The 19,117-nt window shown below is 43.3% G+C and carries 12 protein-coding genes; 3 read left to right on the top strand and 9 right to left on the bottom strand.

Annotated features, from left to right (window positions below):
* Positions 1 to 71: 71 nt before the first annotated feature.
* The 6 genes from PY364_RS20705 to PY364_RS20680 form a co-directional block, all read right to left on the bottom strand.
* Complete coding sequence (locus PY364_RS20705) at positions 72 to 2,684, bottom strand: CHAT domain-containing protein (protein WP_275525845.1); 2,613 nt, start codon at positions 2,682 to 2,684, stop codon at positions 72 to 74.
* Positions 2,685 to 2,790: 106 nt separating this feature from the next.
* Positions 2,791 to 3,441, bottom strand: a complete 651-nt coding sequence (locus tag PY364_RS20700) for a Uma2 family endonuclease (RefSeq protein ID WP_343278265.1) — start codon at positions 3,439 to 3,441, stop codon at positions 2,791 to 2,793.
* 46 nt (positions 3,442 to 3,487) lie between these two features.
* Complete coding sequence (locus PY364_RS20695; RefSeq protein WP_275525844.1) at positions 3,488 to 6,391, bottom strand: filamentous hemagglutinin N-terminal domain-containing protein; 2,904 nt, start codon at positions 6,389 to 6,391, stop codon at positions 3,488 to 3,490.
* Between the two features lie 64 nt (positions 6,392 to 6,455).
* Positions 6,456 to 9,338 carry an S-layer family protein gene (locus PY364_RS20690; RefSeq protein ID WP_275525842.1) on the bottom strand — a complete coding sequence of 961 codons (2,883 nt, stop codon included), beginning with the start codon at positions 9,336 to 9,338 and terminating at the stop codon, positions 6,456 to 6,458.
* Between the two features lie 64 nt (positions 9,339 to 9,402).
* Entirely contained in the window at positions 9,403 to 12,294 is a 2,892-nt protein-coding gene (locus PY364_RS20685) for a filamentous hemagglutinin N-terminal domain-containing protein (protein WP_275525841.1), read from the bottom strand.
* Between the two features lie 83 nt (positions 12,295 to 12,377).
* Positions 12,378 to 12,995: a Uma2 family endonuclease gene (locus PY364_RS20680; protein WP_275525839.1), complete on the bottom strand. Its 618-nt coding sequence runs from the start codon at positions 12,993 to 12,995 to the stop codon at positions 12,378 to 12,380.
* Between the two features lie 64 nt (positions 12,996 to 13,059).
* On the opposite strand from PY364_RS20680, the gene PY364_RS20675 reads away from it, so the two are divergent.
* Positions 13,060 to 13,554: a DUF29 domain-containing protein gene (locus tag PY364_RS20675; RefSeq protein ID WP_275525837.1), complete on the top strand. Its 495-nt coding sequence runs from the start codon at positions 13,060 to 13,062 to the stop codon at positions 13,552 to 13,554.
* On the opposite strand, the gene PY364_RS20670 is transcribed toward PY364_RS20675, so the two are convergent.
* Together PY364_RS20670 and PY364_RS20665 are read right to left on the bottom strand one after the other, a co-directional pair.
* The gene (locus tag PY364_RS20670; protein ID WP_275525835.1) at positions 13,551 to 15,362 is read right to left on the bottom strand and encodes a ShlB/FhaC/HecB family hemolysin secretion/activation protein; all 1,812 of its coding nucleotides are present in this window, start codon (positions 15,360 to 15,362) and stop codon (positions 13,551 to 13,553) included. The two genes, PY364_RS20675 and PY364_RS20670, sit on opposite strands and share 4 nt — an antisense overlap.
* Positions 15,363 to 15,624: 262 nt before the next feature.
* Complete coding sequence (locus PY364_RS20665; RefSeq protein WP_275525850.1) at positions 15,625 to 15,807, bottom strand: hypothetical protein; 183 nt, start codon at positions 15,805 to 15,807, stop codon at positions 15,625 to 15,627.
* A gap of 210 nt (positions 15,808 to 16,017) precedes the next feature.
* Between PY364_RS20665 and PY364_RS20660 the strand changes: the two genes are divergently transcribed.
* On the top strand, positions 16,018 to 16,452 hold the full coding sequence (locus tag PY364_RS20660; protein ID WP_275525833.1) for a DUF2358 domain-containing protein: 435 nt from the start codon (positions 16,018 to 16,020) through the stop codon (positions 16,450 to 16,452).
* A gap of 225 nt (positions 16,453 to 16,677) precedes the next feature.
* Positions 16,678 to 17,091 carry a fasciclin domain-containing protein gene (locus tag PY364_RS20655; RefSeq protein WP_275525832.1) on the top strand — a complete coding sequence of 138 codons (414 nt, stop codon included), beginning with the start codon at positions 16,678 to 16,680 and terminating at the stop codon, positions 17,089 to 17,091.
* A gap of 253 nt (positions 17,092 to 17,344) precedes the next feature.
* Here PY364_RS20655 and PY364_RS20650 read toward each other — a convergent pair whose 3' ends face one another.
* Complete coding sequence (locus tag PY364_RS20650; RefSeq protein WP_275525831.1) at positions 17,345 to 18,811, bottom strand: glycoside hydrolase family 13 protein; 1,467 nt, start codon at positions 18,809 to 18,811, stop codon at positions 17,345 to 17,347.
* Positions 18,812 to 19,117: the final 306 nt, after the last annotated feature.

Below are 19,117 nucleotides of genomic sequence, written 5' to 3'. Positions count from 1 at the left end.
GTAAAAATACCGCCCAGAGGGCGGCGTTACGTAAGTCTTAATCAGTTACCCATTACCCATTACCAAAAAGATTATTGCCAATTCCCGACAAGTACAAATGGTGCCCAGAAATAAGGATTTTGATATTCTCCGTTTTCCATTACCACTAATTGAGCATTGCGAAGAGCTTCAGCCTTACTAATTTTAGACTTAGCCAGTTGCCGATAAAATTCAGCCATAAAAATAGCCGTAGATTCATCATTAACTTGCCAAAGAGTTCCCAAGGTGCTGCGAGCTCCCGAACGAATGGCGATGCCAGCCAGGCCTAAAGATGCGCGAGTATCGCCAGAAGCAGTTTCACAGGCACTCAAAACCAGTAATTCAATAGGTAACGTTTTCTCCCCAGTACGCGATCGCAATAATTGATCCAACTCCTTAACATTCACCCGCTCATCCCAAGTCAAAATAAAAGTGTCTGCTGCATTCGAGCTAAATTGACCGTGAGTTGCTAAGTGAACAATGGGGTAAGAAATTGCTTTAAGTCGAGATTGTAACTCCCCGCTGACAAAATCTTCATTCAGAAGTGAGCTAGTGGGAAAGACGGTAGAAATCTGCTTAACTTCACTTGCTACTCCGGGCAAAGCTGTGAATCCCTGACGCGCTTCTGTCAAGCCAGCGGTTAACACCTTTAATTGTACTTGTCTCAGGGATTTTGCTTCTAGCAATTGCAGTCCTGGTGTAAGAGCAATGGTGTATTTTTGCAGGAGATACTGTTGACCATCATGTAAAGCTGCCATCGGCAGATTTCGCAAATAGCCATCCAAAACAAATACTAAAGTTTTAATGCCGCTTGAGGCAAAATCCGCATCAGCAGGGCGGATTAACCAGTCGTATAATTCTTGAGCAATGGGTAAACGCTCGCTGAGAGCAGCCGTCTGTCTCAACGAATTTCGCATTCGTTTGAAGGCGGTTTCTAACTCTACCTCAGATTTGACAACGCTATAGTGGCGGAGGGGTTTACCGGGGATGGAGACAATTACTTCTAAGCGATCGCTCAAAATAATCGGGTAAATCACCGCCGCAGTTGGATCGACTTCATCAATTGATTTAGGCTTAGCATCCGCACAAGCATCGCGGAAAAAGTTATCTAATTCTGCTAATTGTAAGGACTCAATCGTTTGGCGGGCAAATTTGAGTTTATCTTGGCTGGGTGACTGTTCTTTTAACAGCAATGCCACTAATTCACGATAAACAGGTTCCACGCTTTCTCGGAAAGAGAATTGCACTTCGGGATTGACTGTTACCAAATCACCCCGCAGAGTAGATAAGATTTTTACAGCTTGGCTATATTGTGCGATCGCATCTTCTGTATTGCCTTGGGCTTTCTTAATCCGCCCCAGTTGCCAAAGTAATTGATAGGCAATATCAGGAGACTGAAATGCTGGCGCTAAACTCAAAGCCTTAGTGGTGACAGTTTCTGCCTTTAATGGCTGTTGCTGAAGTTCGTATAACTTGCCTTGAGTGCCGAGAATATAAGCTTGAATGCGGGAATTGCCTAAAATATTTGCTTGTTCGGTGGCTCGATTCAAGATGCTTTCAATTGCTATGAAGACTGGCGTTATTTGCGACGACTGCGAGAGTTTCATCAAGCTTTGAGCCAGGTTAATTTGAGCGTAGATCCCAGCCTGATTGGAGGGAATCTGAGTAATTTGAGGTTTGAGCGATCGCCACATTACCTCTGCCTCTGCCCAATTTTTCCGATCTACTAAAAGACTAAGCTGATTTAAGTTAGCCTGAAGCTCAGTCTCTCTGCGAGTTGTCAATTTTGCAGCTTGGTTATAAGCTACTATTGCCGACTGCTCGAACTCGTTGCGCTCTTCTGCGGTTAAACCAGGTTTATTACTTTTAGCGCGTACTGCATTACCCAGATTCAGGTAAATCGCAGCTTGTTCTTGGGGGATATTTAATTGCCCAGATGCTTGTAATCCAATTTCTAGCACCTCTTGGGACTGATTCAATTGACCTAAAACTAGCAAAACATGACCTAAAGCATTAGTAGCTCGGATATTTTCAAGGGAAATTGGCTGATTTTTCAAGGTTTGCAAACCTTCTTTAGAAAGTTCGCAGGTTTGGGCTTCCAGCTTTAAAGTAGCTAATAGGGTTTTGCAAGCTCTGGGGTAAAGTCCGAGGTTTTGTAAAGCAAGGCTTTGGCTAATTTGATTTTGGATTAATTGGTTTTTCGCTTCAATTTTCTGGTAGATTTTACCAGATTCAATCCAAGTATCGAGAGCGTCTTGAACCCGCCCCCTTTCTAGTTGTATTTGTGCTTCAATATCTTGAGTTTGAGCTAGAATACGCTGCTGTTCAAGGGTTTTAGGTTGTTGTTGTAGCAGAGACAAACTAGAACTCAGAGTTTGCTCTGTTGCTTCCCATTGTGATAGTTGCCCGTAAGTTGCAGCTAAATTTGTTAAAGCCATTGCTTGATTAAGGCGATCGCCTTGTGCTTCAAAGGCAGTTGCGGCTTGTTGCAATAGGGGTGCGGCTTCTGAGTAGCGATCGCGATCGTACAGGGTGCGAGCTTGTTGGATCAGTTGCATCGCTCCTGGTGGCTGCATCTGAGCCACTGCGGGCGGGATGGCAAGGGCTAACAGAAGTGAGAGCAACAATAAAAAGGCAAATTGTCTGTGCGATCGCGTGATTTTCATACAATTTAGAGTTAATAAACTTACTATTTGCTAATCTTGAAGACTATTACATGAGGGATGCACATTCAACTGAGTCACGAAACACTCGATATGTCCAAATCATAGCTTACTCTGTCTCTGCTTCTGATTCTACCTCTATCTCTTCAAACTTTATCTTATTATACACATCTGCCAGGGAAATTTGAAAAGGTACTGAATTGAGAGCGATCGCCTCATCTTCTGCATCATACTCTCTAAATGACCACCGTTTTTTCCCAGTCTTATAAAACTGTTCTACATGAATTTCAGTTTGGTCAATTAAGACGTACTCCTCAACAGTCGCAATAGTTCGATAAGCCTCAAACTTACCACTCCTGTCGTATCCCTGAGTAGACTTAGACAAAACCTCCACGATCGCTTTCGGATTAGTAATCGTATCGGTGCGATTATTGAAATATTCTGGCTCTCCTATCACTATCATCACATCTGGATAAGTGTAAATGCGTTTCTTCGGCATCCACAGCCGCACATCACCCATATAAACTCGGTAATCTAATTTCTTGAAAGCAAAATTTAGCTCCGTACTAAAATTGAGAGCTATCTGATTGTGATTAGTAGATCCGCCTGCCATTGGATAAATTTCCCCATCAATGTATTCGCTTTTGTAGTCTGCTACTTCCTCTAGCGCCAGATATTCCTCTGGGGAGTAGCATCGCTGTTCGGTAACTTGCACAGTTTTATTTTCCGTCAATGTTGATTCTTGAGCAATCGCAGCCATAATACTTACCTCTCAAACAATGCCAAGCCATTACAATATGTAAATTTTAACGCCGCACACAACCAGCATTTAGCTGAGAATTGCGCTCCGCAGCAGTATTACCCGAATTGTATGCCACCAGTGTAACTTCTCCAGCGTTATTCATCACCCAACCTCTAGCAGGAATAACTTCCGCACCCCGATTTTCCGCTGCTTTTCTACCTTCAGTATCTTGTCTTCTACCTTCTAACTGCTGACTTCCACCTATCGCTGGCTCCACCCAATTAAACTGGCTATAATCGCTGTTTAGGACATCATTAGGATTCGGCGGTACACCTCCTTTACCAGTAACGGTAAACTCATTTTCCGACCCTTCTAGGCAGGGATTAGCAGCAATTAATGTCGTGGGGTCTACTACATTTTGCGGCAAAGCTATCAATCCTTGAGCCGGATTAACACCAGTAGCACTAAATGTCACCGCTCCTTGTAAAGCCGGCCCTGCCTGTTGAGAAATCGCGGCAATATCGCTAGTAGGAAGTAAAGAAGTGGGATTGACTTGTAAAGCGGCAAATTCAGCATCATTTAATCCTAAACTACTTCTGGCTTGTTCCCGTGTCACGGCTGAAAAACCAAAGATATTTGGAACATTCACCGTAACTTGACCGCCTCTAGCTGTGCGAGCATTGGCTGTAATATCATTATTTTCATTGGGAAGAGTAGCCAGAATATCGCTATTAATTCTGATATTTCCACCGTCAGAAGTACCCGCATCCGTTGTAATTCTGCTACCTCTTCGTAACTGGATATCTTCCGCCCTGATATTAACATTTCCCCCACCACCTGCCTCAGTTGTGCCATTAATAATGGCTTGATTATTCAAGGAAATTGAGTCAGTTACAAGATTAATATTGCCAGCGCTGGCCATTCCCAAAGCTTGAACACTCACCGCTGCGCCATTGCGGAGAATCAATTGATTAATATTCAAATTCAACGAACCAGCATTTGCCGTAGCATTGGGATTAGTCAAGTCCCCTGCGAAGCCAATAGAAGCCCGAATTAGACTATTAAATCCACCAGGATTCATAGTCCCAATTATTTCCACACGATTTGCATCAATCGTGATATTTCCCGCATCTCCTTGACCGAAAGATGCTGTAGAAATAATTCCATTCCGCAGAGTTAGCATAGGTGTAGAAATGCGGATATTTCCTCCCTGACTGGATGAGTAAGTGTCAGCGCTGAGAAAGCTACCAAGGCGACTTCCTGTTGCCAAAACCCCAGAGATGCCTGTCATTTCTATCGACTCAGTAGCGTTAATTATTAAATTACCTCCAGGCCCCCCAGTTGTATTAATTACTTTATCGCCTAGCACTAAACCGCTTCCTGAGCTAATCCCACTACCATCAGTAATCGTCAACCGCTTTGTGTCGATATTAATGTTCCCTGCGCCCCCATTTAAACCGACAGCAGTCGTACCAATCAAGGTTGGTACAGAATTTCCATCGGGGGTACGCAAGATTTCTACTGATTCATTGGCTTTAATATTGATATTTCCTGATGCTGCATTACTACGGGTAACGCTGACGATAGCAGCACCATCGCGCACTATTAAACGTTCTCCTTCAAAGGTGATATTTCCTCCTGTGCCGGTACTTCCTTGAAGTGTCCCACTGTTGATTGCTGAACTAGCCATTTCAAAAACTCTGGCGCGTAGGGTGATATTTCCCCCATTTCCAGCACCAAAAGTGGCAGCCCCGATCACAATTCCATTTTTCAAAACTAAACGTCCAGTATCGATCGCGATCGCTCCTGACGCTCCATTACCAATAGTACCAGTCGTCAGAAAAAGTTGCGGGTCAAAAGTATTGATTGTTCCAGTTATGATGAACCTACCAATCAATTGTTGATAGCTCTCAAAACCAATCCCAGTCATTTCTACTAAGTCAGTAGCGCGGATATTCACAGATCCCCCCACTCCATCTCCTAATGTATAGGTTGCAATTTGCCCCCCCTCAGTTCGCAAGTTTTGGGCAGTGATGTCAATTCCTCTACCATCAATATTTCCCAATGTAAGTCCATAAATTCCCGAACCGTTGAGGGTGACATTTCCACCCCTGATGTCAATTTTTCCTCCTCCTAATCCGCTGGTATTTATCAATGAACTGTTGATTTCAATATTGCCGAAGTTCTGAATATTATCGTAGTTTAAATTCAGACCTAAAGCTGTTGGCTCAAATTGTACTAAACCGGGACTTTTCACACTCCCTAATAATATTTGTCCGGTATAAGCAGTTAGATTTCCACCTTGTAGTTGAATGTCACCACCAATTAATGCTAAAGTTTGACCGGGATCTACTGCTAAACCAAGTTTGTTAGAAAGTGGAATTTCTATGGGTAGTGGCGGTAAGGTTGGTGTAGGGCCGATTGCTTGGGAAGTGTTGACTATTGTGCCGGGATTTTCTCTAAAGTTCAAACCTACAGGAATATTAATTGCTAATAATGGCACTCCATTAGAATTAGCTGCGCTAAATTCAAAGCCATTATCAAAGAAAATGCCACTAGCTGTAGAACCAATAAATGAGCCGCGTAAGTCTAACCGCGCATTGGGGCCAAATACAATCCCTTTGGGATTAAGTAAGAATAAGTTGGCATTTCCTTGAACTCCTAATGTTCCTAAAATATTAGAAGGATTGCCACCAGTAACGCGGGTGAAAATATTAAGAATGCCGTTAGGATTGGCAAAATATGCGCCTCGACCTTCACCGACATTAAATTCTCGAAAACTATGAAATAAATTAGGGCCACGAGTTGCTCCGCCTTCAATTCTATCTGAGGGTAAATTGTTGATAGTTGCGGGAACTGTGCGGGAACTTTCTGCACCTAAGCTATTATCGGGGACAATTTGAGCAAGGGCGGGGAAAGGAAACAATAGTAAGAAAGCAAAAATTAGGGCGGAAGATTTGCGGGGCATCGTTCAACTCCTGTGAATTTAGTATTCAGAAAAAGCGTGTAGATCGCCAAAACTTGAAGAGTAGCTATCGAGGTACGCAAATACCAGTTGATTTCGGACTACGAGCAGAAGCACCACCACCTGAATTATACGCTACCAACGTTACTTGTCCTCCTTCATTCATTACCCAACCTTGAGCCGGAATAACTGCCTGTGGCTTAATTTCTATTTCTGCTCTTTTACCTACTTTCTGACTTTCACCTCTGGCTGGCTCCACCCAGTTAAACTGGCTAGAATCGCTGTTTAGGACATCATTAGGATTCGGTGGTACACCTCCTTTACCAGTAATTGTAAACTCATTTCCTGCTCCTTCTATGCAGGGATTCGCAGCAATTAATGTCGCTGGATCGACTACATTTTGGGGCAATGCAACTAATCCTTGAGCCGGATTTACCCCAGTAGCACTAAATGTCACCGCTCCTTGTAAAGCGGGCCCTGCCTGTTGAGAAATTGCGGCAATATCGCTAGTAGGAAGTAAAGAAGTCGGATTGACTTGTAAGGCTGCAAATTCAGCGTCAGTTAATCCTAAACTACTTATTGCTTGTTCCCGTGTCACGGCTGAAAAACCAAAGATATTTGGAACATTCACCGTAACTTGACCGCCTCTAGCTGTGCGAGCATTGGCTGTAATATCATTATTTTCATTGGGAAGAGTAGCCAAAATATCGCTATTAATTCTGATATTGCCACCATCAGAAATACCAGCATCCGTTGTAATTATGCTACCCCGCCGCAACTGAAGGTCTCGCGCTTGGAGGTTAATATTTGCCCCTGTACCAGACACAGTAGTACCATCAATTATGGCTTTATTGTCAAGCGCGATCGAGTCTGCAACCACGTTAATATTGCCAGCCCTACCTGTTCCTGAAGATTGAACATTAACTACTGCACTATCCCGAAGAATCAATTGACTAGCATTCAAATTCAACGAGCCTGCATTGCCAGTAGTATTGGGATTGACAGCATTAAATGCTCTACCAGCCGAGGCCTCAATTCCACTCCTCAACCGACTGTTACTCCCAATACCTTGCACTTCTAAGCGATCGGCATTAATTGTAATATCTCCCGCATTTGCTGCACCCAAGGAAGCCGCAGAAATAACGCCGCCATTCTGCACAGTTAGTTTAGGTGTTGAGAGGCGGATATCTCCACCTCTACCAGAACTTGCAGTTTGAGTAACAAAAGAACTTGCTACATAACCCGCATTCCCCAAAAATCTTGACTCGCCGCTTACTTCTATAGACTCGGAGGCTTTCACAGTTAAATTTCCTCCCGTCCCCCCACTTGTAGAAAACACGACTTCGCCAAAAATCGCACCCGTCGTTAAACTAATTGTGGCTCCATTAGAAACAGTAAGCCGCTTAGTGTCGATAGTAATATCCCCACCTTTTCCATTCCCCTCAAAAGTATTCGTACCAAGCCGAGTTTGCCCTAAACCTACAGGAAGACTCCCCGACAATTCCACAGATTCACTCGCTTTAATCGCGATATTTCCTGATGCTCCATTACTAAGGCTGAAGCTGGCGAAAGCACCGCCATCTCGCAGTATTAACCTTTGAGCTTCAACAGTAATATTTCCGCCTTGACCAGTGGTTGCGTTCGTTGTGCCGTTATAGAGCGCCGAACTAACGAGTTCGACATTGTTGGCGCGGATACTCAGATTTCCACCATTGCCAGCACCAAAGGTAGGGGCACCGGCTACTACCCCATTGCTCATTAACAGCCGTCCGGCTTCAATGTTAATGTCTCCTGCTCCTCCACTGCCAATAGCGCTAGTAAAGAGAACAATTTGCGAAATGAAGGGGTTGCCTGTTCCTGATGTCTGAAAATTTTCTGTAAGCTGCTGATAGCCCTCAATTCCCAACCCGAACATTTCTACTGAGTCAGTAGCGCGGATGTTGATATTGCTCCCTTTCCCCTCTCCTAGTGTCGTAGTGAAAATTTGTGACCCCTCCTGTAGTCGCAAGTTTTGGGCATTAATATCAATGCCTCTACCATCAAGATTTCCTAATGTCAGTCCATAAATTCCTGAACCGTTGAGAGTGATATTTCCACCTCTGATGTCAATTTTTCCTCCTCCTAATCCGCTGGTATTTATCAATGAACTGTTCATGTCAATATTGCCGAAGTTCTGAATCTTACCATAGTTTAAATTCAGACCTAAAGCGGTAGTTTCAAATTGCACTAAACCTGGACTTTTGACGCTTCCCAGAAGAATTTGTCCGGTACTGGCGGTAGCAATTCCCCCGTTGAATTGGATATTTCCTCCTACTAGGGCTAAGGTTTGACCGGGGTCTACTGCTAAACCAATATTATCAAAAATTGGGACTGGTAGGGGCAGGTCAGGGGGTGATGGGTTAGGAGCAATTGATTGGTTAATAATTGTCCCAGGATTTTCGCGAAATCTTAAACCCACAGGCATATTAATTGCTAATAATGGCACGGTGTTGGGGTTATTGCTGCTAAATTCAAAGCCCTTATCAAAGAGAATGCCGCTTGCAGTTGAACCAATAAATGAGCCGCGTAAGTCTAACCGCGCATTGGGGCCAAAGATAATCCCTTTGGGATTAAGCAAGAATAAGTTAGCATTTCCTTGGACTCCTAATATTCCTAAAATATTGGAAGGATTGCCACCAGTAACGCGGGTGAAAATATTAAGAATGCCGTTAGGATTGGCAAAATAAGCGCCTCTGCCTTCACCGACATTAAATTCTCGAAAACTATGAAATAAATTAGGGCCACGAGTTGCTCCGCCTTCAATTCTATCTGAGGGTAAATTGTTGATAGTTGCGGGAACTGTGCGGGAACTTTCTGCACCTAAGCTATTATCGGGGACAATTTGAGCAAGGGCGGGGAAAGGAAACAATAGTAAGAAAGCAAAAATTAGGGCGGAAGATTGGCGGGGCATCGTTCAACTCCTGTTAATTTAGTATTCAGAAAAAGCGTGTAGATCGCCAAAACTTGAAGAGTAGCTATCGAGGTACGCAAATACCAGTTGATTTCGGACTACGAGCAGAAGCACCACCACCTGAATTATACGCTACCAGTGTGACTTTTCCTTGAGCATCTATCACCCAACCTTGAGCAGGAATAACTGCCTGTGGCTGAATTTCTATTTCTGCTCTTTTACCTACTTTCTGACTTTCACCTCTGGCTGGCTCCACCCAGTTAAACTGGGAAACATTGCTGTTCAGGACATCATTAGGATTCGGCGGTACACCTCCTTTACCAGTAATTGTAAACTCATTTCCTGCTCCTTCTAGGCAGGGATTAGCAGCAATTAATGTCGTGGGGTCTACTACATTTTGGGGCAAAGCTATCAATCCTTGAGCCGGATTTACCCCAGTAGCGCTAAATGTCACTGCTCCTTGTAAAGCGGGCCCTGCCTGTTGAGAAATCGCGGCAATATCGCTAGTAGGAAGTAAAGAAGTTGGATTGACTTGTAAGGCTGCAAATTCAGCGTCAGTTAATCCTAAACTACTTCTGGCTTGTTCCCGTGTCACGGCTGAAAAACCAAAGATATTTGGTACATTAACTGTAACTTGACCGCCTCTAGCTGTGCGAGCATTAGCAGTAATATCATTATTTTCATTGGGTAAAGTAGCCAAAATATCGCTGTTAATTCTGATATTTCCACCATCAGAAATACCCGCATCCGTTGTAATTCTGCTACCTCTTCGTAACTGGATATCTCGCGCTTGGAGGTTAACATTTCCACCACCGCCAGAGTCAGTTGTACCATTAATGCTGCCTTTGTTATCAAGGGCAATTGAATCAGCTATAACTGTGAGAGTGCCAGCATTAGGAATACCCTGCGCCCGGACGTTGATCGCTGCCCCATCTCGAACAATCAATCGACCTACATTGAGATTAATTGAACCCGCATTTCCCGTAGCATTGGGAATAGGAGTACCGAGGAAATTGCCCGCCGAAACATCAATTTGACTAATCAATTGACCGTTAGCAGCAGTGCCACTCACTTCTACGCGATCGGCATCAATCGTGATGCTGCCTGCATTTCCCGAACCAACAGAAGACATCAAAATTACTCCCCCATCCCGCACAGTCAGCACGGGCGTGGCAATGTAAATATTGCCTCCCTGATTAGAGCCACTGGTTTCACTGGCGAGGAAACTAATATTGTATTGTCCATTTGCCAAAAGTCCAGAGATGCCTGCTAACTCTACCGACTCAGAGGCCCTAATTGTCAAATTGCCTCCGGGGCCCCCATTAGAAAAGAGACTATTGCCAATAGTCGCACCGCTCGATACAGAAATTCCAGCTCCTTGGGCAACAATTAACCGCTTGGTGTCGATCGTAATATCCCCGGCTTTACCTTTCCCACTGGGATCTATAGACGCGGCGCTGATCAAAGTTTGCAGCACGCTCCCAGGGGGCGTTCTTAAGACTTCTACTGATTCAGCCGCTTTAATAGTGATATCCCCTGATGCTCCCTCACTGGTGGTGGTAGTGGTGAGAATCGCACCATCGCGCACGGTTAATTTCTGGACGGCAACGGTAATGTTTCCCCCTGTGCCACTACTACCCAGTAATGACCCACTGCTGAGCGTAGAACCAGCCTGATCGAAAACGTTGGCACGGATGTTGATATTTCCCCCATTTCCCGCACCAAAACTGACCGAACCTGCTACTACTCCATCGCGCATCAGCAAGCGTCCCGTATCGATCTCAATGTCTCCAGCAGTTCCAGTGCCAACAGTGCCAGTGATCAGAACAATTTGCGGATCGAAAGGATCGATTGTCCTCAATGTCCGATAATTAACTAAAAATTGTTGATAGCTCTCAAAGCCAATTCCGCTTATTTCTACTGAGTCAGCAGCGCGGATGTTGATATCGCTTCCATTTCCATCTCCCAGTGTAGGGGTGGAAATTTGCGACCCTCCCTGTACTCGCAAGTTTTGGGCGTTGATGTCAATTCCTCTACCATCAATATTTCCCAATGTAAGTTCATAAATTCCCGAACCGTTGAGGGTGACATTTCCACCTCTGATGTCAATTTTTCCACCTCCTAATCCGCTGGTATTTATCAATGAACTGTTGATTTCAATATTGCCGAAGTTCTGAATATTATCGTAGTTTAAATTCAGACCTAAAGCTGTGGGTTCAAATTGTACTAAACCGGGACTTTTCACACTTCCCAGTAATATTTGTCCGGTATAAGCTGTTAAGTTTCCACCTTGTAGTTGAATGTCTCCGCCAATTAATGCTAAGGTTTGACCGGGATCTACTGCTAAACCAAGTTTGTTAGAAACAGGAATTTCTATCGGTAGTGGTGGTAAGGTTGGTGTGGGGCCGATTGCTTGGGAAGTGTTGACTATTGTGCCGGGATTTTCTCTAAAGTTCAAACCTACAGGAATATTAATTGCTAATAATGGCACTCCATTAGAATTAGCTGCGCTAAATTCAAAGCCATTATCAAATAAAATGCCGCTAGCTGTAGAACCGATAAATGAGCCGCGTAAGTCTAACCTAGCGTTGGGCCCGAAGATAATACCTCTGGGATTAAGTAAGAATAAGTTGGCATTTCCTTGAACTCCCAATGTTCCTAGAATATTAGAAGGATTGCCCCCTGTAACGCGGGTGAAAATGTTAAGAATGCCGTTAGGATTGGCAAAATATGCGCCTCTGCCTTCACCTACGTTAAATTCTCGGAAACTATGAAATAAGTTTACTCCCCGATTGGCCCCGCCTTCAATTCTATCCGAGGGTAAATTGTTAATAGTATCGGGAACTGTACGAGAACTTTCTGCACCTAAACTATTATCGGGGACAATTTGAGCTATTGCCGAAGTTGGCAAGAGTAATAAGGTAACAAACAGTATGAAAAATTGTAGTTTAGGCATATAGTCAATGTTGTTAATGTTAATTACGTAACGCCGCCCTCTGGGCGGTAAATTCACCGCCCAGAGGGCGGCGCTACTGTTTCCTAAAGTTGTTGAATCTGGCTGCTAATTACAAGTTGCTCAACTGTTATTTCCAATTCTGGAAAAGTAGGGGAAATAATGCGCTCGTTACCTCTAAAACTTTGCATTACATAGCGGTCATTTTCCAAGGAGTAAACGAAAACTGTAGGCACTTTGGGATTGCCAAGATAAGCCCTAGAAGCAATGGCTAAATAATCTACAATCCAATATTCAAAAATACCGATTTCTTGATATTCTTCCAGCTTGTCAATATAGTCATCTTCCCAGTTAGTTGAGGTAACTTCTACGGCTAATTGGATCGGTTCAATCAGAGCACCATCGCCACGCGCATTACTATTCCATACTGAAGCTTTTACCACCCCAACATCAGGATTTCTACCCTGTTCTTGCCCAGAAGCCTTTGCAGTTCTTAAAACTATATCTTTGTCAACAATATAGTCTAGTCCCAAGCGTTCGCTTTCTCTATCGAAAGACTTAACAAGATGTCGTGTTACATTTTTATGTGCTCTAATTGCTTCCACTTTGACAATTTCTCCATTTACAAGTTCGTAAGTGCCAGATCCCTCTGGGTAATTTTTAAGGAACTCTAAAAATGTGAGTTTGGTTTTGGTCTGAACCATAAGACAAGTTCTCCGCTTAGAGTATAATTTAAAGACAGAAAGTTAGTTCTCTGAGGATAGAGCGATGGAAACTATTATACCTCTTTTGCAGACGGATAGCGAAACTTTGTACGAAACTGATTACCTGAAATGGATAGAAACTAATCTCCAAAAACTGCGCGATCGGGACTATACAAATGTTGACTGGGAAAATTTGCTTGAGGAAATTGAAGACATGGCTAGGAGTGAACGGAGAAGTTTAAAAAGTAACTTGATTGTAGTTTTACTCCACCTGCTAAAATGGCAATTCCAACCTGAACGCAGAAGTAGTAGTTGGGAAAGTAGTATTGTCGAACATCGCAGGCGCATTAGGGAAGCTCTCAAAGATTCTCCCAGCTTAAAACCGTATTTTGAAAATGTTTTAGCTGAATGCTATGGAGATGCGGTAAAACAAGCAAAAGTTGAAACTGGTTTACCCTTGGAAACTTTCCCTGTACAGTGTCCTTATCACTTGACAGAAGTGACGGATGATGATTTTTTACCGGACAGGGAAAGTGAGGATGAAAGGGAAATTAGCTAAAAAGGAAAGTAATTAATCCTGAAGTAGATGCCTTTTTCTTGCCAAGTATTATCCCCAGAATTAACACTGATTAAGGGAATACTATAGTCAAGTCTGGCACTAAAGCGATCGCTCATTTGCCAAATTAATCCTAAACCTGCACCCAATAATTGATCTGAGTCGGGATTCACTTTTTCTCCCGAATGATTCCAGCCAATGCCATAATCAATAAACGGAGCAATCTGCAAAAGGCCTTTGATTTTTGGTACGCGCCAAATGGGAATTCGCACTTCCGCAGATGCGATCGCGCCACTATCACTTAGCAGTAAATCTTGCCGATATCCGCGCACAGTCTGAGCACCGCCAAGGCCAATTTGTTCGAGCGATAGTAAATCTCCTGTGGCAATTTGAACATCAGAACGTAGTACCATTAAGGTATCTGGTGCTAATAGTCGCACATACTGAGCTTGTCCTCGCCATGAGAAAAACCGACTATCGGGCTGATTGTCATTTACAGTAGCACCAAAAAGACTTGTACCCAGGGAGAATTGCGATCGCGCTGCGAAAACTTGATTTTGACTGCGCTGGACGTATTCTTGAAAGAAGCGAAAGGCTGAAACTCGCGTTTCCCCTCGATCGTTGGCCCCTAGGGAAAGAGGATAGTCTTCACCTAAGAGGGAAGTATCGCTTTCTTGGCGCGAAAATGTCAAGCCTAAAGCTAATTCGCGATCGGGTTTTTGAACAATTGGTTGGCGGTAGGTGAGCTCGTAAGTGCGCGATCGCCCTTCGATGTCTAAGGTATCAAAGGGTTCTTCAATTACATTAGTCTTGGTAACACCCGCTGCAATCTGAATTGTGCCATTGTGAGCGTTGATGGGGACGGTATAGCTGGCATTTAATTCATTACTACCATCAGTGTTAGCATAAGTTACTTCTAAACCGTCGCCAAAACCAGCTAAATTAGCTTGATTAATGCGAACGCCGCGCCGAAAACTGCCTACACTAGGAGAGCGATTGTTATCTGCAAATAGTTCAACGCTAAAGGTATCTGCTTCTTTAACTCGCACTTGTAAACGGCTGCGTTCCGGCCGACTTCCGGCTTGTAATTCGGCTGATATATTAGCAATTTGGGGGTCGAGTTGCAGCAGTTGTAAAGCTTCAAGTAAGCGATCGCGATTTAATGGCGGGCGAGTGGCGATGTTTAAGCGCGATCGCACATAATTTGAGTTAAGCCGCCGATTTCCTGTAATCTCAATTCCCTCTAATCCTCCTTCAATCACCCGAATTTTAACAACCGCGCCAACCCTGGGAAAGGTTTGGTCGCTGGGAATCACCGCACCAGAATTGACGTAACCTGCATCTATGTATTTTTGAGTGATGGCTGTTTCTACCGCCAGTAGTTCGCTAAAGGTAATTTCCCGTCCCGTAAATGATTGAGTAATTTCCGATAATTCGCGATCGCTAAAAGCAGTATTTCCCTCAAACTCAAACCTTTCCACCCGAATTGTCCCCGGAATCTCCGGGGAGACTTGATTGGGAGGATTTGGCGCGATGGGTTGCAGGGGAACCGGTTGCGGCTGCGATGGCGTTGGTGCCGGCAATTCAGGCGGTTTCGGGAAAACCGGGTTAGGTAGTTGGCTTAACTGCAAGTCTGGTTTAGTCAAGGTAAAAGCTGAGATTTCAGGTAAAATATTGCGATCGCTACTCCCAACTTCTAAATCTTGAACATTTGAAGGCAAAGTTATCACCTCCGTAGCAACAACTTTAGCTGCTCCCAGCATTAGCCAAACAAACCCCGTTAGCCCCAATAGCATCTTAAGACGAGTCATAATTCAGTATTTCCTGCCAAGGATTAAGTGAGTCAAATCACTAATTTAAGACTTACGCATAATTTTGTAACACTGCCCTGTGGGCGGTAAAAATACTACCCAAAGGGCGGCGTTACGCGATCGGTACGTAAGTCTTGTAATTGTTTCTTATAGCCCAATCGATTAGGCTATAATTAGAATAGATACCACCAAATGCTTTCCTAGCATAACTAATATCTGAGTTATTAATTCAAAACTCAAGAACAATAGTTATTCATACATCTCAAACTAAAATCTGCTGTTGGCAATCGAAATCAAAAGCACCTCCAACAGCGGCTCTCGACCCAGCAAACTCAGCGTGATGCCCCTTAATCAAAATTAGACCATTACGGCGCAATTGTCCACCATCAGTAATACGATGTCCGGTTAAATACTTGTCATTGCGAGCCAAGCGAAGCAATCCCAACACCTTGCGTTGGCGTAGCCTGCCCGAAGGGCTTATGCTTCGCTGCGCTCGCAACGACAGATCCTAAGTAATTTTCCTGACATGATATAATTTACCGCTGTGGATCGGGTAAGAATTTCTGGCGGGTGGAGGTACTCAATCCAGTTTGTACTCAATTTTAGGCGTTCATTATTTCCTGTAAGATAATACTGACAGAGTGGTAGTTTGAGTATGATTGAATATCAATTGCAGGTACAACAGGCTATCGATACACTCAAAAGTGATTTGCCGACACTTTTTGAGCAAGATATCTCCTACGACATCTACACAAAAGATGTTTATTTTCAAGATCCAGTCAACAAATTTAAAGGAAAGACAAACTATCGTATTATCTTTTGGACTCTCCGGTTTCACGCTCAGCTATTCTTTACAGAAATTTACTTTGATTTGCACGAAGTCGCTCAGACATCATCAGATACTATTCTAGCAAAATGGACTGTTCGCGGCACGTTGCGAGTTCCTTGGAAAACTCAGATATTTTTCAACGGCTACTCTACTTACAAGCTTAACACTGAGGGTTTGATCTACGAACATATTGACACATGGGATCGGAAACCAGTAGAAGTATTGAAGCAGTTTATCGGCAAAGGAGGCGAGAGTAATTGAAAATTAAAAGTTCAAGATTAAGGAAATTTGAGTATCCAAACTCGCTCATAATTGCTAAAATTATCATCAGTTAACTAAATTCACCTAATTAAGTGTAAAATACAGAAAAAACGACCTCCCTAACTCTTCTTCCCTCTTCCCTCTTCCTTCTTCCCTCTTCCTTCTTCCTTCTTCCTTCTTCCTTCTTACAAATGTATTTGCTAAAATTTATCAAAGGGAAAAATCATGACTAATATTATCGAAACTGCCACCAATTCAGGATGTTTTAAAACATTGCTGACCGTAATTGAAGCGGCTGGTTTGTTAGAGCTTTTGCAAGGTTCAGGACACTACACTGTTCTTGCGCCAACTGACGAAGCATTTGCTAAAATTCCAGCTAATACTATTGCTTCTTGGATGGAAGATATTCCTAAACTCAAACAAATTCTGGCCTATCATATCATATTTGGCGATGTTAGAACTGATAATTTCCTTGAACTCACTTCCGCTGAGACTGTCGAAGGTTCACCGATCGCGATTGATACTTTAAACGGGATTAAAATTAATGATTCTAAAATTATCAAGGCAGATATTATTACCGATAACGGAGTAATTCACATCATTGACACAGTGTTAATACCAGGATTGCTTAAATCATAGTAATTAAGCTAGTATGGCTTACGCAAAGCAACCAGGTATCTTTGAAAAATCCTTAGTCTCAAGCAGGAATTACACACACTCTACCAGAACTCACGCAGGTACTACGATTTTCTGTCATTGCGAGCACAGAGACGCATTGCAATGCCTTGTTACACCATTGCAATGCGTAAGTCCTGTCTACATAACACCGCCATCCTGGCAGTATCTTTAAGTATCTTTACCGCCAGGATGGCGGCGTTACAATTCACATTTGTTAATTAGCCGCACTAAGTATTAACCCAGTACGAGAAGGTATACTTAATTCAAGTTGGCTATTTTCTCCTTCAATGTTCCACAAAAACTCGCCCCTGCCGTATATAACCAGATCGGGATGAGATTTGAGATTAGCTGCATCAAAACTAACATTGACTGGTTCAGTCCCGGCATTAACGGCTACAATTAATTCCTCCCCATCCAAAATTCGTGCAAAAACATAAACTGTTTCTTCAGCGAATAGAACATGATATAATCCTGTGCGGAGTGCAGGATATTTTTGGCGCAAAGCTATTAAATGCTTGTGGTAATTTAAAACATCAATCTCCCATTTTTTTTCCATTGGAAAGCCTCGGCGAGAATCTGGATCTAAACAACCAGGCAAGCCAACTTCATCACCGTAATATATGCTAGGAGCACCAGGAAAAGTTAACAGCAGCAAAGTAGCAAGTTCGACGCTAGCTTTATCGCCTCCAGCAATAGAAAGCAGGCGTGCTGTATCGTGACTTGCCAGCAAATTTAGCTGAGTAAGCTGTATTTCCCAAGGGTAGAGTTCTAACAAATATTGAATTTTTTCGCCGTACTCTTTAGCAAATAATGGTGGGTAGGGATGGTAAGCGCGGTCTTGTACTTGCTGAATGTCAACGCGATCGCCTGCGGCAAAAGCAATAGTCGGCCCGGCAAAAAGATAATTCATTACCCCGTCAAATTGAGTACCATCCAGCCATTCCCGTGCATCTAGCCAGACTTCACCCACGATATAAGCTTCGGGATTGATCGCTTTTACTCGCTCTCGAAATTTCTGCCAAAATCCCGGTGTTTTAATTTCAAAAGGAACATCTAAACGCCAGCCATCAATGCCAAATTTAATCCAATATTCGGCAATTTCCATGATATATTCTTGCACTTCTGAGTTATCATGATTAAATACTGGCAATGCACGATTTCCATCCCAACCAGCGTAGTTAGCAGGGAATTCACCATTGTAGGCAGATAGCGGCCAACCTTCTATTTTGAACCAATTTAACCAGGGAGAATAGGGGCCATTTTCGAGGATGTCATGGAAGAAGAAAAAGCCGCGACTGGCGTGGTTAAATACGCCATCAAGTACAACTTTAATGTTACGTTGATGGGCGGCATCTAAGAGTTCCTTAAAAGCAGGATTTCCGCCTAACATGGGATCGACTTGGTAATAGTCGTGGGTGTGATAGCGATGGTTGCTAGCAGATTGAAAAATGGGGGTAAAGTAGATGGCGTTGATGCCTAAATCTTGTAGGTAGTCTAATTCTTCCATTACGCCCCATAAATCTCCACCTTTGTAGCCTTGGAGGGTGGGAATTTCATGCCATTCTTCCCAGAGGAAATTTTGCAAGAGGCGTTTGCGGGGTTGTTTGCTTTTGGCAAAGCGATCGGGGAATATTTGGTAGAATACGGCGTGTTTTACCCAGTCTGGCGTTTGAATTTGCATTTTAGTATGGTTGAGCGTCCATGACTAGTTTACATTTTTATTGAAGACTTACCCAATTCTCACGTCAACCACCTTCCCAGCGTCGTTACAAATCTTAGCAAGTAATTTGCACAAAAACTAAGAACTAGATCCGGGTTAATAGCAAACTTTCGGTATTAATGGCAACAAAGTGAGGATGATGGGTCTTCCGTACTTACTGTGCTAAAATATTAGGTGAATGCCAAAAAAGTAAAGCTCTAACTTGAAAGTTTTGAAAATTTTTAAACCCAAATCCACAGCGTTTTAATAACTTTAACTTGTTGTTGA

It is taken from the genome of Kamptonema sp. UHCC 0994 (assembly GCF_029167235.1).
Classification (GTDB): Bacteria; Cyanobacteriota; Cyanobacteriia; order Cyanobacteriales; family Microcoleaceae; genus Kamptonema.
This window is presented reverse-complemented; position numbering and strand designations above follow the sequence as displayed.

Bases quoted from the DNA above. Each gene is read 5' to 3' on its own strand.
- PY364_RS20655 (WP_275525832.1), top strand. From the start codon at position 16,678: ATGACTAATATTATCGAAACTGCCACCAATTCAGGATGTTTTAAAACA.
- PY364_RS20695 (WP_275525844.1), bottom strand. From the start codon at position 6,391: ATGCCCCGCAAATCTTCCGCCCTAATTTTTGCTTTCTTACTATTGTTT.
- PY364_RS20685 (WP_275525841.1), bottom strand. From the start codon at position 12,294: ATGCCTAAACTACAATTTTTCATACTGTTTGTTACCTTATTACTCTTG.
- PY364_RS20670 (WP_275525835.1), bottom strand. From the start codon at position 15,362: ATGACTCGTCTTAAGATGCTATTGGGGCTAACGGGGTTTGTTTGGCTA.
- PY364_RS20690 (WP_275525842.1), bottom strand. From the start codon at position 9,338: ATGCCCCGCCAATCTTCCGCCCTAATTTTTGCTTTCTTACTATTGTTT.
- PY364_RS20680 (WP_275525839.1), bottom strand. From the start codon at position 12,995: ATGGTTCAGACCAAAACCAAACTCACATTTTTAGAGTTCCTTAAAAAT.
- PY364_RS20700 (WP_343278265.1), bottom strand. From the start codon at position 3,441: ATGGCTGCGATTGCTCAAGAATCAACATTGACGGAAAATAAAACTGTG.
- PY364_RS20650 (WP_275525831.1), bottom strand. From the start codon at position 18,811: ATGCAAATTCAAACGCCAGACTGGGTAAAACACGCCGTATTCTACCAA.
- PY364_RS20705 (WP_275525845.1), bottom strand. From the start codon at position 2,684: ATGAAAATCACGCGATCGCACAGACAATTTGCCTTTTTATTGTTGCTC.
- PY364_RS20675 (WP_275525837.1), top strand. From the start codon at position 13,060: ATGGAAACTATTATACCTCTTTTGCAGACGGATAGCGAAACTTTGTAC.
- PY364_RS20660 (WP_275525833.1), top strand. From the start codon at position 16,018: ATGATTGAATATCAATTGCAGGTACAACAGGCTATCGATACACTCAAA.